At 51.6% G+C, this 15,003-nt stretch carries 10 protein-coding genes and 1 riboswitch; all 10 genes read left to right on the top strand.

Annotation, left to right across the window (positions count from 1 at the left end; genetic code table 11):
- The first annotated feature begins 79 nt into the window (after nucleotides 1–79).
- A complete protein-coding gene (addB, locus tag DFR60_RS08545) occupies nucleotides 80–3,538 on the top strand; it encodes a helicase-exonuclease AddAB subunit AddB (protein WP_110322513.1) in 3,459 nt (1,152 codons plus the stop codon).
- Entirely contained in the window at nucleotides 3,528–7,220 is a 3,693-nt protein-coding gene (gene addA, locus DFR60_RS08540) for a helicase-exonuclease AddAB subunit AddA (protein WP_110322512.1), read from the top strand. The genes addB and addA overlap by 11 nt, the downstream gene beginning before the upstream one ends.
- Nucleotides 7,221–7,253: 33 nt before the next feature.
- Nucleotides 7,254–8,102 carry a hypothetical protein gene (locus DFR60_RS08535; RefSeq protein WP_110322511.1) on the top strand — a complete coding sequence of 283 codons (849 nt, stop codon included), beginning with the start codon at nucleotides 7,254–7,256 and terminating at the stop codon, nucleotides 8,100–8,102.
- Between the two features lie 125 nt (nucleotides 8,103–8,227).
- Entirely contained in the window at nucleotides 8,228–9,274 is a 1,047-nt protein-coding gene (selD, locus tag DFR60_RS08530) for a selenide, water dikinase SelD (protein WP_110322510.1), read from the top strand.
- Nucleotides 9,275–9,278: 4 nt separating this feature from the next.
- On the top strand, nucleotides 9,279–10,412 hold the full coding sequence (locus DFR60_RS08525) for an aminotransferase class V-fold PLP-dependent enzyme (RefSeq protein WP_110322509.1): 1,134 nt from the start codon (nucleotides 9,279–9,281) through the stop codon (nucleotides 10,410–10,412).
- Nucleotides 10,413–10,488: 76 nt separating this feature from the next.
- A complete protein-coding gene (locus tag DFR60_RS08520) occupies nucleotides 10,489–11,394 on the top strand; it encodes a selenium metabolism-associated LysR family transcriptional regulator (RefSeq protein ID WP_110322508.1) in 906 nt (301 codons plus the stop codon).
- Between the two features lie 198 nt (nucleotides 11,395–11,592).
- Nucleotides 11,593–12,690: a YedE family putative selenium transporter gene (gene yedE / locus DFR60_RS08515; RefSeq protein WP_110322507.1), complete on the top strand. Its 1,098-nt coding sequence runs from the start codon at nucleotides 11,593–11,595 to the stop codon at nucleotides 12,688–12,690.
- A gap of 34 nt (nucleotides 12,691–12,724) precedes the next feature.
- Nucleotides 12,725–12,934: a sulfurtransferase TusA family protein gene (locus tag DFR60_RS08510; protein ID WP_110322506.1), complete on the top strand. Its 210-nt coding sequence runs from the start codon at nucleotides 12,725–12,727 to the stop codon at nucleotides 12,932–12,934.
- A 6-nt stretch (nucleotides 12,935–12,940) separates the two neighbouring features.
- The gene (locus DFR60_RS08505; protein WP_002602677.1) at nucleotides 12,941–13,177 is read left to right on the top strand and encodes a putative Se/S carrier protein; all 237 of its coding nucleotides are present in this window, start codon (nucleotides 12,941–12,943) and stop codon (nucleotides 13,175–13,177) included.
- 271 nt (nucleotides 13,178–13,448) lie between these two features.
- Nucleotides 13,449–13,544, top strand: a riboswitch (purine riboswitch).
- A 142-nt stretch (nucleotides 13,545–13,686) separates the two neighbouring features.
- Nucleotides 13,687–14,967 carry an amidohydrolase family protein gene (locus DFR60_RS08500; protein WP_110322505.1) on the top strand — a complete coding sequence of 427 codons (1,281 nt, stop codon included), beginning with the start codon at nucleotides 13,687–13,689 and terminating at the stop codon, nucleotides 14,965–14,967.
- Nucleotides 14,968–15,003: the final 36 nt, after the last annotated feature.

Here is a 15,003-nt window from a genome sequence, read left to right as displayed (position 1 = left end):
ACATCAACATATAGTAAAATATAGTTGGATAGCCATTAAAATGTGAAAGGCTTGAGAGGGAAGGAGCAACACGAAAGATATGTCCATACAGTTATTAACAGGCGGTTCCGGTTCCGGAAAGACACACCGCCTGTATACCGATTTGATCAGGGATTCCATTGAGAATCCGGACACGAAGTATTTTGCCATTGTACCGGAGCAGTTTACCATGCAGACACAGAAGGAGATTGTGACGCTGCATCCGAACCATGGCGTGATGAATATTGATATTGTCAGCTTCCAGCGTCTGGCGTACCGTGTTTTCGAGGAGCTTGCCATCGTAAACCCGGACGTCCTGGACGATATGGGAAAATCCATGATTTTGAGAAAGGTGACAGGAGGCAAACAGAAGGAACTGCCGCTGTACCAGTCTCATCTGAATCAAAACGGCTTTATCGGCCAGTTAAAATCCATGCTTTCAGAGCTTTACCAGTACGGCATTACGCCGGAAATGCTGGACGCGAAGATCCCGGAGACCACCAGCCCCATGCTCCGCCAGAAGCTGGAGGATATTTCCGTCATTTATAAGGCGTTTAAGGAGTATATCAAGGACCGCTATATTACGACGGAGGAGATTCTGGATGTGCTTTGCAAGCATCTGCCGGAATCGAGGCTGATCAAAGACAGTGTGATCACTCTGGACGGCTACACGGGCTTTACTCCGGTCCAGTACCGCCTGCTGGACCTTTTTCTCCGTTACAGCCGCCGGGTGACCGTGACCGTGACCATCGATCCATCCGTGGCGGAGCGGGGGAATAGGGGAGTACAGGACTTATTTCACATGAGCAGTGAGATGATGGATAAGTTAAACGCACTGGCCCGCCAGAATCACGTAAAACGGGAACCGGATATCGTTCTCGACGACCATCCGGCTGTCCGGTACCGCAGCGGAGTAGAGCAGCAGATGGAGCAGCCGGCAGCAGACACGCCGTCCCATTCGGCGCTTGATTTTCTGGAGCAGAACTTATACCGCTACAGCGGCCGTGTGTATTCCGGCAAAGCGGATGAGATCCGCCTGGTGCAGGCGGTGAATCCAGCCGGGGAGATCTCCCACGTGGTCCGTCAGATCGGAAAACTGCTGCGCGAGGGATACCGGTACCGTGATATGGCCGTTATCACCGGCGACATCGGAAGCTTTGCAGGAGAGCTGATCCATCAGTTTGATGCGTCGGAGATTCCATATTTCCTGGATGACAAAAAGAGCATCCTGAAAAATCCCATGGTCGAGCTGGTGCGCGCGGCGCTGGAGACGATTCAGAAGGATTTTTCCTACGAAACCGTGTTCCGCTACTTAAGAACCGGTCTTGTGACGAAGCCGGAGGATGAGCGCAGGCTGGACCGCCTGGAGAACTACGTGATCGCCATGGGAATCCGGGGATTAAAGCGGTGGAATACCACCTGGGAGGGCTGGTACCGCGGCGGCAAGGACTTAAATTTAGAGGAGTTAAACCAGCTCCGGGAAGAGATTATGGCGCCTCTCACGGCGTTTATCGAGGCGTTTCGGGAAGAGGGAAGAACGGTGCGCACCATGACGGAAGCCGTGGTCCGGCTTCTGGAGGCGCTCTCGGTGGAGGAGAAGATGCTGACCAGAGAGGCCTCATTTCGGGAACAGGGAGAGTTTGGGCTTGCCAAAGAATACGGTCAGGTGTACGGCCTCGTCGTCGATCTGATGGACCGTCTCGCCAGGCTCTTAGGGGACGAGAAGGTGAGCCGCAGGGAGTACGCGGAGATTCTGGACGCGGGCTTTTCCGAAATCAAGGTAGGCCTGATCCCGGCGGCCGTGGACCGGATCGTGGTGGGCGATATTACGAGAACGCGTCTCGACCATATCAAAATTCTTTTTTTTATTGGTGTAAACGATGGAATCGTGCCGCAGAAGAAGGAAAACAGCAGCCTGTTTACGGATAAGGAGCGGGAATTTTTAGGAAGCCATCATATTGAGCTGGCGCCCACCGTGCGTGTGGAGAGCTTCCGTCAGCGGTTCTATCTGTATCTCGCTTTAACGAAGCCGGCGGAACGGCTTTATCTCTCCTTCTCGGCCATGGATGCGTCGGGAAAGAGCCTGCGGCCATCGATATTGCTGGGAGAGTTAAGAAAGCTGTTTCCGCAGCTGACCGTTGTGGCCGCATCGGATGAAGCGGCCGGCGTGCCGCTCTCCATCCGGGAAGCCAGGGATAAGTTGACCCACGGCCTTCGGAACTTCGAGATGACCCGGGAGGATTCGGAATTCTTGGAGCTGTTCCGCCATTTTATGATGGATGAGGAGCAGAGAGAGAACGTAAAAAGACTGGTAGATGCGGCATTTTACGCCTATGAGGAGCGCGGAATCGGGAAAATGGCGGCGAAGGCGCTGTACGGCACGGTGCTGGGCGGCAGTGTCACGAGGCTGGAACAGTACGCGTCCTGTGCCTATGCCCACTTCCTGAATTACGGTCTGGAGCTGGCAGAGCGCCAGCAGCATGAGCTGGCGGCTATGGACATCGGTAATCTGTTTCACGATTCCATCGACCTCTGTTTTAAGAAGATGAAGGAACAGGGAGGCGACTGGAAGACGATCGGGGAAGACGAGAGAAAGGCTCTGGTGCATACCGCCGTGACCGAGGTGACCGAGGAATATGGGAATACGATTTTAAAGAGCTCTGCCAGAAATGCCTATCTGGCCCGCAAGGTGGAGAAGATCACGGACCGTACCATATGGGCCCTGGCAGAACAGCTGAAGAAAGGCGATTTCACGCCGGTAGGATTCGAGGTGTCCTTCTCGGCCGCCGATAATCTGAAGGCCATGAAAATCGCTCTCTCCGAGGAGGAAGCGCTTCATTTGAGGGGACGTATCGACCGTATGGACTTGTGCGAGGATGAGGAACACGTATATGTGAAGATCATCGATTATAAATCCGGCGGGACTTCCTTCGATCTGACTGCGCTTTATTACGGACTGCAGCTGCAGCTGGTGGTCTATATGGACGCGGCCATGGAGATGGAGGAACGTCGCAATCCGGACAAGGCAGTGATCCCGGCCGGTATTTTCTATTATAATATCAACGATCCGGTGATCGACCGGGAAGGAGACATGACCCCGGAGGCCATCGACAGACGGATTCTAAAGGAACTGCGCATGAACGGTCTGGTAAACAGCGAGCTGGAGGTCATCAGCCATCTGGATCACGAGATTGAGACGGAATCCGATGTCATCCCGGTGGCGATGAAGAACGGCCTGATCCAGGAGGCGAAGTCGTCCGTAGCGGGGGGAAAACGGTTCTCGGCCTTAAAACGCTATGTCAACGAGAAGCTGAAGACCGAAGGACGCGAGATCCTGGAAGGAGCCGTGGCGGTGAACCCGTACAAGCAGGGAAATAAGACGGCCTGCGATTACTGCCCGTACCATGCGGTGTGCGGCTTCGATTTAAAAACCTCCGGGTTTGGCTTCCGCAAATTCAAACCACTGAAATCAGATGAAATATGGCCGGAGATAGAAGGAGAGCAGCAGGATGGCGATTAACTGGACAAAAGAACAGAAAGCGGTCATTGAAAGCAGAAACCGCAATCTTCTCGTTTCCGCGGCGGCGGGCAGCGGAAAGACAGCGGTTCTGGTGGAGCGGATTATCCGCATGATCACGGAGGGAGAGAATCCCCTGGACATCGATCAGCTTCTGGTTATGACATTTACGAAGGCGGCGGCGGATGAGATGCGGGAGCGTGTACTTCTGGCCGTCGATGAAAAATTGAAGGAGGACCCTGAAAACGGTCATCTGCAGATGCAGGCGGCCATGATACCCTACGCCCGGATTACGACTATTGACAGCTTCTGTCTGGGAATCATCCGGGAGCACTATAACCGGCTGGACATCGATCCGGCTTTTCGTGTGGGCGATGAAGGGGAACTCCTCCTGCTTCGCGGCTCCGTGATGGAACGGCTGCTGGAGGACTACTACGAAGCCGGGGATGAGGAATTTTCCCGGTTTGTGGAGACGTATGCCACCGGCAAATCGGACCGGGGCATTGAGGATCATATTATGGCTGTCTACAACTTTTCCGGAAGCAATCCGTGGCCGGAAAAATGGCTGGAGGCCTGCGAAAGGGAGCTGGAGGACTACGAGGAGGGAAGCGGCGACAGGCTTATGGAGACGGAGTGGATGCGTTTCCTGATGTGGGATGTCGCCATGCAGACAGGGGAATTCTGCGCCCAGCTGAAGGAGGCGCTTGCCGTCTGTGACGAGGAAAACGGGCCTGCGGCCTATATTCCCATGCTGACATCGGATTTGCGCATGCTGCAGGCCATCGGGAACGCAAAGGATTACGGCTGCCTTAATGAACTGTTAGGCAGCGCCTCCTTCGACCGTCTGGCCTCCATCCGGAGTAAGGAGATCGACGCGGATAAGAAATCGTTTGTGACCGGATGCAGGGACCGGGTAAAGAAGGCGGTCGGAAAACTCCGTGATTTATACTGTTTTGAATCCATTGATACCGTGGTGCGTGACTTAAAGGGGACTGCGGGCGCGGTGCGGATGCTGCTGAGACTGGCCGGAGAATTTCACGACCGCTACCAGGAAGCCAAGCAGGAAAAGAACCTGGTGGATTTCGGGGATCTGGAGCATTACGCGCTGGAGGTGCTTCTGGAAGAGACGGACGAGGGAGAACGAACTCCGTCTGCCGCAGCCGACGAGCTGAGCCGCCAGTTTGAAGAGATTCTGGTGGATGAGTACCAGGACAGCAACGACGTGCAGGAGGCGCTGATCCACGCCATTTCCAGGGAACGGTTCGGGAGGCCCAACGTGTTTATGGTGGGCGACGTGAAACAGAGTATCTACAAATTCCGTCTGGCCAGGCCGGAATTATTCTTAAAGAAATACGAGTCTTATCCCAGAGAGGACGGCCTGTATCAGACGATTGAGCTGCACCAGAATTTCCGAAGCCGGGACAGTGTGCTTTCCGGTATCAATGAGGTATTTTATCAGATCATGACGAAAGGTCTGGGCGGAATTCTCTATACGGAAGACGCGGCTCTCCATCCCGGCGCGGTATTTGAACCGACGGAAGAGATGGTTGGAGGAAAACTGGAACTTCATATGGTCAACTCGGGAGGCGGCCTGTTAAAACAGCTGGAGGCGGATCCTGCGGACGATTATACGGCCCGCGAGATGGAGGCCAAGCTGATCGCTGCCCGGATGAAGGAACTGATAAACCCTGAGACCGGGTTAAAGGTCTGGGATAAGAAGGAAAAGCGCTACAGGACCGCCTGTTACGGCGATATGGTTATCCTTCTGCGCAGCTTAAGCGGATTTGCTGAGGATTTCGTCAATATCTTAATGAATGAGGGAATACCGGCCTATGCGGAGCGGAGAACCGGCTACTTTACGGCGATTGAGGTCGAAACGGTGCTGTGCTTCTTAAGCATCATCGATAATCCGATGCAGGATATTCCGCTGGCTGCGGTCTTAAAGTCCCCCATCGTGGGAGCCACGGACGAAGAATTGGCCCGCCTTATGGCCGTGTTCAAGAGAACGGCGAAAAAGGGACAGGACAGGGGAATCTACGGAGCGTGGATGTATTATCTGGAAAACTGTCCGGAGGATGAACGGGAGGGAGCGCTTTACGGAAAGCTCGCGGCGTTTTCCAATGAACTGGCAGAGTACCGCCGCATAGCCGGCTATCTGTCCATCCATGAGCTTCTGTATATCATCTATGAAAATACCGGATATTACGATTATATCGCGGCCATGCCAGCGGGAGAGGCGAGACAGGCGAATTTGGACATGCTGGTGGAAAAGGCGTCAGCCTATGATAAGACCAGCTATTCCGGGCTGTTTCATTTTATCCGCTATATCGAGAACTTAAAAAAATATGACACGGACTTCGGAGAGGCCGCCCTGGCCGGAGACGAGAATACCGTGCGGATTTTGAGCATTCATAAGAGCAAGGGACTGGAATTCCCGATAGTCTTTCTGGCGGGCATGGGCAAGAAGTTTAATAAACAGGATTTATATGGAAAGATCCTCATTGACCCGGATCTGGGAATTGCCACGGATTATCTGGACTTAGAGCTGCGAGTCAAGACACCGACATTAAAGAAGAATGTCCTCAGACGGCGCCTGGAGCTGGAAGCATTGGGAGAAGAACTGCGTGTTCTCTACGTGGCTATGACCAGAGCGAAGGAAAAGCTGATTATGACGGGCACGGACCGCTATCTGGATAAAAAACTGGAGCGCTTTTCCGATATTAAGAGAACGGCCGGGCAGATTCCGTTTACCATCCTGTCAACGGCGGATTCGTTTTTGGACTGGCTGCTCATGAGCCTATCTGGAAAACTGTCGGAGTCGGCGCTTCTGTCGGACGCGGGAGCGGAAACAGGCCTGATGACGGTAAGGTCTTATTCCGTGGCCGATCTGGTAGGCGTGGAGATCGAACATCAGGCGGAAAAGAAGCTGTCTAAGGAAGAACTGCTGAACTTTGACTGCGCCCGTATTTACGATGAAGCGTATGCCGCAGGCATATCCGCGGCCTTTGCATACCGTTATCCCCATACCGCGGACATCGGCCTCCACACGAAGCTTTCCGTATCGGAGCTTAAGAAACAGGGCCAGCTGATCGATGACGAGGAGAGCACCTTCCTGCCTACGATTCCGGCCTTTCTGCTGGAAGAAAGCGGGAAAAAGGATCAGGGCGGCGGCGCATTCCGCGGAACCGCCTATCACCGTGCACTGGAACTGTTAAACTTCCCCGGTATGAAAACCATTTCCGATGTGGAGATGGCACTGGATACGTTCCGCAGGGAGAAGTACATGGACGAAGAGAGCCTGTCCCTTCTGGATGCCGGGATTTTATGGAATTTCTTAAGCTCCCCCCTTGGCCGGCGCATGAGTGCCGCGCAGGCCAAAGGCCTCCTTTATAAGGAACAGCAATTCGTCATCGGAATTCCGGCCCGCGAGATGGAGGTCTGCAATTCCGACGAGCTCGTCCTGATTCAGGGAATTATCGATGCATATATGGAAGAGGAAGATGGCCTCGTCCTGATCGATTACAAGACCGACCACGTGGTGAGAGGCCGCGAATCCCTGCTGACAGAGCGGTACGGGATCCAGCTGGAGTACTATAAGCGTGCGCTGGAACAGATGACGGGGAAAAAGGTGACGGAGAAGATTATTTATTCGCTGACACTGCAGGAGGAGATTGTGCTTGAGTAGGAGAGGCATTTTGAACAAAATCAGGAGGAACATATGGATATAAACTATCAGGAAATTGTGGACAGGACTGCTGTCCATGCTTTAAAAAGCAATATTATACTTGACTACTCAGAAAAGAGTATTGCGGAAGTTGAGTCAATCTTAGGCACGTATTATGACCATCTTACAGAGTATGACGGAAAGGAAGGGGCAGATACGTTGTGGAATGTCGCAGTTCACTACGGTATTTATCTGGGGGAAACTATGCTGCGTCTTGGGATGAAGGAAAAGGGGTTTGCGTGGTTCGTAGATGAGGGCTTGCCGATCCTGAAAAACCAGACAAGTGCTCAGATTTCTCCCATCACAAAGGCCCACAAGCGGATTTTAAATGGGCCGGAGGACAATGTAAAGAGTTTCTGTGATGTGGCATTTCTGTTTGCGGAAGGGAAATTACCTACAGAAAGCGTTTATCGGGCCATTAATGTGCAGCTGCCCTCCGGTCAGATTATAGAAAATGTATTACATCGGGATATTGATTCTTATGTTATGATGGTTGAACAGGGCAGGGAGGATTTCCTGATTCTGGAGTCCCAGGACGGTTTCCTTCAGTTTTACGGTGTGGACAACCAATACGTTTGCGAGGTGCGTGTAAATCTGCCGGACGGCGATTTCCATACATACTCTGTCATTGATAAGGCTAAAGAGCAGCGGATCCGGCGGGTTCAGTTTGCCACGCCTTATGGACAGTTTACACCTACAGAACGGGAGGTGGTGCCTCTGGAGCTGTTGAACATGGTTATCAGAGCCTATTACGAACATGTGAAGACAGACGACTTTCTCGAAGCGATTCCATATATTGATACCACAGAGATAACGAAGCGGTGTATGGGGCTTATTCAATAAATGACACATTTAATCCCTCTGCCCATTTATAACCGTTTTGCTGAAAAAGAATTAGTATTGCTAAAATATTTTTATGTGCTACAATGATAATAGATAAAATCTATAAATAAGGGAGCGGGGAAAACATGATACCAGACAACGAAGTAAGGCTGACACAAATGACAAAGACAGCGGGCTGTGCTGCCAAGATTGGTCCGGGGACTCTGGCGGGAGTGCTGGAGAATCTTCCAAAGGCCGATGATCCGAATCTGCTGGTGGGAATCGAGACCTCCGATGATGGAGCCGTATACCGGGTGAACGATGAGCTGGCGTTCATACAGACGCTGGATTTTTTCACACCGGTGGTGGACGACCCCTATACGTTCGGCCAGGTAGCGGCGGCCAACGCATTAAGCGATATTTATGCCATGGGCGGAGAACCGAAGGTGGCGCTCAATATCGTGGCCTGGCCTAACTGCGTCAATCCGGCATTTCTCGGTAAGATTCTGGAGGGCGGCGCTTCAAAGGTCGCGGAAGCGGGAGCGGTCCTGGCAGGCGGCCATTCCGTTCAGGATGATGAGCCGAAGTACGGCTTAAGCGTGACGGGATTCGTCCATCCGGACCGGATTTTTAAAAACTGCGGCGCAAGACCAGGCGATGTGCTGATTCTGACGAAACCACTGGGAACAGGTATCGTCAATACGGCGGTGAAGGCGGATATGGCTTCCGAGGAGGCGAAGGCGGAGGTGATCCGGGTTATGACCTCCTTAAACAAGACGGCCAAGCGCGTGATCGAACAGTTTGACGTGCACAGCTGTACGGATGTGACAGGGTTCGGCCTGGCCGGTCACAGCGTCGAGATGGCGGAAGGAAGCGGTGTGACTCTGGAAATCCATATGTCGGATTTACCGCTTCAGAAGGAAGCTCCGGATCTGGCAAAGATGGGACTGATTCCGGCGGGAGCTTACAGAAACCGTTCGTTTGTTGAGAATAAGGTTGATTTCGGGGATACAGAGGAGTTTCTGTGTGATATTTTCTGTGATCCTCAGACATCGGGGGGACTTTTAGTCAGTGTAACGCCGGAGGATGGAGAAAAGATAACGGCCGGGCTGCGGGAAGCCGGTTTGGAGACTGCATTTGCAGTGATTGGCTGTGTGAAGGAACTGGAAGATAAATTTGTGAAACTGAGGTGAGATTATGATCTATCTCGATAATGCCGCCACCTCGTACCAAAAGCCGGAGGCGGTGTATCAGGCGGTACAGGAGGCCATGCACCATATGGGAAACTCCGGCAGAGGGGCTCACGGCGCATCTCTGGATGCGTCCAGGCAGATCTATTCTGCCAGAGAGCTGCTGGCGGAGCTGTTCCATGCGGGTGACCCATCCCGGGTGGCATTTACGGCCAATTCCACCGAAAGCCTGAATATGGCAGTCTTCGGCCTGTTCGGACCGGGAGATCACGTAATCACCACAATGCTGGAACATAACTCCGTTCTGCGTCCGCTCTATCTTCTGGAAGAAGCCGGACTGGAGCTGACGATTCTTCCCGCTGATCAAAATGGCTGCATCTGCTACGAGGATATTGAAAAGGCAATCAGGCCCAATACGAAAGGAATCATCTGTACCCATGCCTCCAACCTTACCGGAAATATGGTGGATATCGGACGAATTGGGCGCTTTTGCAGCAAGAAAGGCCTGCTTTTCGTTGTGGATGCTTCCCAGACCGCAGGCGTGTTCGATATTAATATGGAAGAAATGGGAATTGATGTTCTCTGCTTCACCGGACACAAAGGCCTGCTCGGCCCCCAGGGAACTGGAGGAATCTGCGTGCGCCAGGGAGTTGCTGTGAGACCTCTTATCGTGGGAGGAAGCGGAGTCCACAGCTATTCAAAGGCCCATCCGGAGGATATGCCGACTGCTTTGGAGGCCGGAACTTTAAATGGTCATGGAATTGCCGGACTTTACGCGGCTTTACGCTATATTCAGGAAATTGGCATGGAGCAGATCAGGGAAAGAGAACTTTCTCTGATGAGGCAGTTTTACGATGGGGTGAGAACCATTCCGGGAGTGACCATTTACGGTGATTTTACGGGACAGAGGGCGCCTATCGTGTCATTGAATATCCGGGATTACGATTCCGGTGAGGTGGCGGACGAGCTGGCGTATCACTACGAGATCTATACCAGGGCAGGCGCCCATTGTGCGCCCCTGATGCATCGGGCACTGGGGACGGAGAGCACCGGAGCCGTCCGTTTTTCCATGTCACACTTTAATACGGAAGCCGAGATCGGCGAGGCCGTCCGTGCAGTACATGAAATTGCAGAAGGCTAGTACTGCATTGCACTATTACCACGTTATTCATGCAATGAAGTAATAGAATTCCAGCTTCTGACAGGGGGAAATGTCTATGAATCTGAAACAACTGGAGGCCTTTGTCTGCGTGGCAGAGGTAAAAAGCTTTTCTCAGGCCGCGGGGAAACTGTATCTGACCCAGCCAACGGTCAGCGCCCACATCCATTCGCTGGAAAAGGAGCTGGGTGCCAGGCTGTTTATCCGCACGACGAAGGACGTGGAATTATCACCGTCCGGGGAACTCCTGTACGACAATGCCAGAAAAATGCTGCAGCTGGAGAAAAATATTCTCCGCGATTTTACGAGGACCGATACGCCGGGCGTTCAAAAGATAACAGTGGGTGCTTCCACTGTTCCAGGACAGTATATTCTTCCCCAGATCCTTTCCCTGTTTTCCAGGACGTATCCCGGTAATCAGCTGGAATTAATGGAGGCGGACAGCCTGGAAGTAGTCCGCATGGTGTTGGATGGGAAGGTGGAGATCGGCTTTACCGGCACGCGGCTGGAGGATCCGACCTGTGTGTTTGAGCCATTTTATTACGACCGTCTCGTGGTGATTACACCAAATGTGGAGACATACCGGCAATATGAGAAGACTGGCTTTCCCATGGAACGTTTCTATGAGGAGAAATGGATTGTCCGGGAGGACGGATCCGGAACGCGAAAGGAAACGGAACAGTATTTGAAGGAACACGGCGTAGATTTAAAACGCATGAACGTGGTAGCCACAATAAGCAATCAGGAGACCATTAAAAAATCGGTCAGCACCGCCATGGGAATTGCCATTATATCCAGTGCCGCGGTGGAAGATTATGTGGCTCAGGGTCAGCTTCTGCGTTTTCCTCTGGCAGAGGGCGATATTTACCGAAAACTTTACATGGTCTGGAGTAAGAGCAATAAGCCTGGCAAGGCGGCCCGGCTGTTCATACAGTTTGTTAGGGAACTGTATGCTTACTTATAGATAAAATCTATAAGCGTAATACGATTATCAATTAGACAGAGGTCCCTTTCTTTGCTACACTGATTTCATAAAATCTGTGACAGTTCAGCCATGCGGCAGTTTGTACAGAAAAGTGTGTTACAAGCTGGCTTGTATAAGCGCTTTTCTGTACAAACTGACATAGGGCGAAACTGTTATTTATGAGAAAAGGGGGACAATATGAACTTGACGGAATCGAAAAAAACACTGGCGTTATCAGGGGCAGCGCTGGGTGTCGTTGCGGCGGCGCTGGCCTTCTTCGGAAACCCGAAGAATATGGCGATCTGCATCGCCTGCTTTATCCGTGACACGGCGGGGGCCATGAAATTACACCAGGCGGCGGTGGTGCAGTATGTGCGGCCTGAGATTGTAGGAATTGTGGTGGGAGCGTTTTTAATATCTCTGATCACAAAAGAATACCGCTCCACGGCAGGCTCTTCACCGATGATACGGTTTGTGCTGGGGATGATTATGATGATCGGCGCCCTTGTATTTCTGGGATGTCCGCTGCGTATGCTGATCCGTATGTCGGCAGGCGATTTGAACGCCTACGTAGCTCTGGTTGGCTTTGTGGGCGGAGTCTTTACCGGAACAGCCGCACTTAAGAAGGGCTTCAGCCTGGGAAGATCTTATGAGTCAAGAAGCGTCAGCGGATACGTTCTGCCGGTACTTTTGGTTATTGTACTGATCTTGAGCGTGACGACGACTCTGATGGCAGTCAGCGAGAAGGGGCCGGGAAGCATGCACGCGCCGGTTCTCATAGCACTTGTGGGCGGGCTGGTATTCGGAGCGGTCTCACAGAAATGCCGGACCTGCTTTGCAGGAAGCTTTCGAGATGTGATTTTAATGAAAAACTTTGATTTGATTACGGTCATCGGAGCATTTTTCGTAATAATGCTTATCTTTAATATTGCAACCGGAGGGTTTAGGCTTTCCTTTGACGGTCAGCCGGTAGCCCATGCACAGCATTTGTGGAATATACTCGGTATGTATGTGGTTGGATTTGCAGCCGTCCTTGCAAGCGGGTGTCCCTTAAGACAGCTGGTACTGGCGGGACAGGGATCTTCCGATTCCGCTGTTACCTTCCTGGGAATGTTCATAGGCGCGGCTCTCTGCCATAACTTTGGACTTGCCGGCGCGGCAGCAGCGGCAGCGACGGACGCTTCACCAGCGGTAGCCGGAGGCCCGGGAATGGCTGGAAAAGCAGCGGTTATCATATGTATCGCGGTGCTGTTTGTGATTGGTTTTCTTCCGGGAATTCAGCGGGAGAAAAAATAGAAGAACAGAAATCAGAGATCAGGAGGAAACCCACATGTACGAAGTAGATGCAAGAGGCTTATCGTGTCCGGAACCGTTAATGCTGGTGTCGGACGCATTGAAATCCCATCCGGGAGAGAAATTGAAAGTTCTGGTGAGCGAGCCGCATTCCAGGACGAATGTAGAGAAGTTTGTTAAGAGCAGAGGACTCATCGTGCTGGTAAAAGAGACTGGTTCGGAGTTCGAACTGACGATAGAAGGATAGAAATTAATGAGGCAAAAGGAAAATAAAGTGATCGTGACTTTCCACACAACGGCAGAAGCGATTGCGATGGAGAAAGCCTGTTTAAACGGCGGAATCCCGGGACGTCTTATTCCGGTTCCGCGCCAGATTTCCTCCGGATGCGGATTGGCCTACTGTGCCGCCGCAGAGCTGGAGGAAATGGTTTTAAAATATATGAAGCAAAATGATATGCATTATGAAGCGGTTGGAGTGTATTTGATCTGACCGCTTTATTGGGTATGCGCACTCCGCGCTAAGGAAATATGGCCGCTGAAGCGACCGTGCTCCGGCGCGAGAGTCCGGCCCGCCGGACTCTTTATTACTAATAATTTTTTAGATTTATAGAAAAAAACTATAAGTATCCTTTCCGAATTGTATTCAAAATATCCACCCAAAAGACAGAAATGAAGAAAAGTGCACAAAAATGAAAATGGTATTGACAAATAGTTGTACAATATGGTAGACTCAAACTGTCAGAGGTCAGAAAATTTAATAGAGATAAGTATTCAAAGAAACTTATATATGCTCATAATTGGTTGAGCGTTTCTACCAACTACCGTAATAGTTGTCTATAAGTTTTTGCATGACTGTCAGCACGATCAGTAAAGACTGCAAAAGACACCAGTCATGTGAAAATTATAGGGGTGACGGTGGTTTTTTTTTGAGATGGAAGTCGTCCGGACGCGATTTTACAGCTGTCTCTCCTATAACAGGAATACGGAATAGGAGGGAAAATGGCCGGAGATAAGAATTTTGTACTGAAGGGAAATATCTGTTACAGCGAAGATGCAAAGAACTTAAAACTGGTAGAAGCCGGATGGCTCGTCTGCAGGGAGGGGCTGTGTGCCGGAGTTTTTGAGACACTGCCGGAGGAATACGCATCGTATCCGGTGACGGACTGCGGCGATCAGATCATCACACCAGGACTTGTGGATTTACATGTCCATGCACCGCAGTATGCGTTCCGCGGTCTGGGAATGGATTTAGAGCTTCTGGACTGGCTGAATACCAACACATTTCCGGAGGAGTCCAAGTACCGGGATTTAGAGTACGCGAAGAGAGCCTATGGAATTTTTGCTGATTCCATGAGGAGCAGTGCGACTACGAGAGCCTGTATTTTCGCAACCATCCATAATCAGGCGACAGAGCTTCTCATGGATCTCATGGAGGAAACCGGATTAAAGACCATGATCGGCAAGGTCAACATGGACCGGAACTCACCGGAGTACTTATGTGAAGAGAGTGCGGAGCAGTCCGCGGCCGACACGGTGAAGTGGCTGGAGGACACGGCGGATCAGTATGAGAACGTCCGTCCGATCCTGACACCAAGGTTCATTCCATCCTGTACGGATGAGCTGATGAGGAAGCTGAAAGAGGTTCAGAAGAAGTATGACCTTCCGGTTCAGTCTCATTTGTCTGAAAATCAGGGCGAGATCGCATGGGTACAGGAGTTGTGCCCGGAGTCACGCTTCTACGGAGATGCTTACGATCAGTTTGGCCTGTTCGGCGGAGATGTGAAGACCATTATGGCTCACTGTGTATCCTCGACTGAAGAGGAAATCGAGTTAATGAGAGAACGCGGCGTATACGTCGCCCACTGCCCGGAATCCAATACGAACCTGTCATCCGGTGTTGCTCCGGTGAGAACCTATCTGGACAAAGGGGTCAACGTGGGGCTGGGCTCTGACGTAGCCGGCGGAAGCAAGGAATCCATATTTTACGCCATGGCACACGCAGTCCAGGTATCCAAGCTGAGATGGAGATTACAGGATACCAGCTTAAAACCGCTTACTGTGGAAGAAGCATTCTATTTGGGAACCATGGGCGGCGGCTCATTTTTCGGAAAGGTTGGAAGTTTCATGGAAGGTTATGAGTTTGACGCATTGATTCTCGACGACAGCGATATCCGCCATCCGCAGCCGCTTTCCCTGAAGGAGAGACTGGAGCGTTTCATCTATTTGTCTGATGAGAGGCATATAAAAGGAAAGATCGTAGCGGGAAACAGAATTTTCTGATATAATTAAAGCAAAGTGTAAATTTAAAACTGAATA

The sequence above is a fragment of the Hungatella effluvii genome, from assembly GCF_003201875.1.
GTDB lineage: Bacteria > Bacillota > Clostridia > Lachnospirales > Lachnospiraceae > Hungatella > Hungatella effluvii.
Note: the sequence above shows the minus strand (reverse complement) of the source record. Positions and strands in the feature narration are given on the sequence as shown.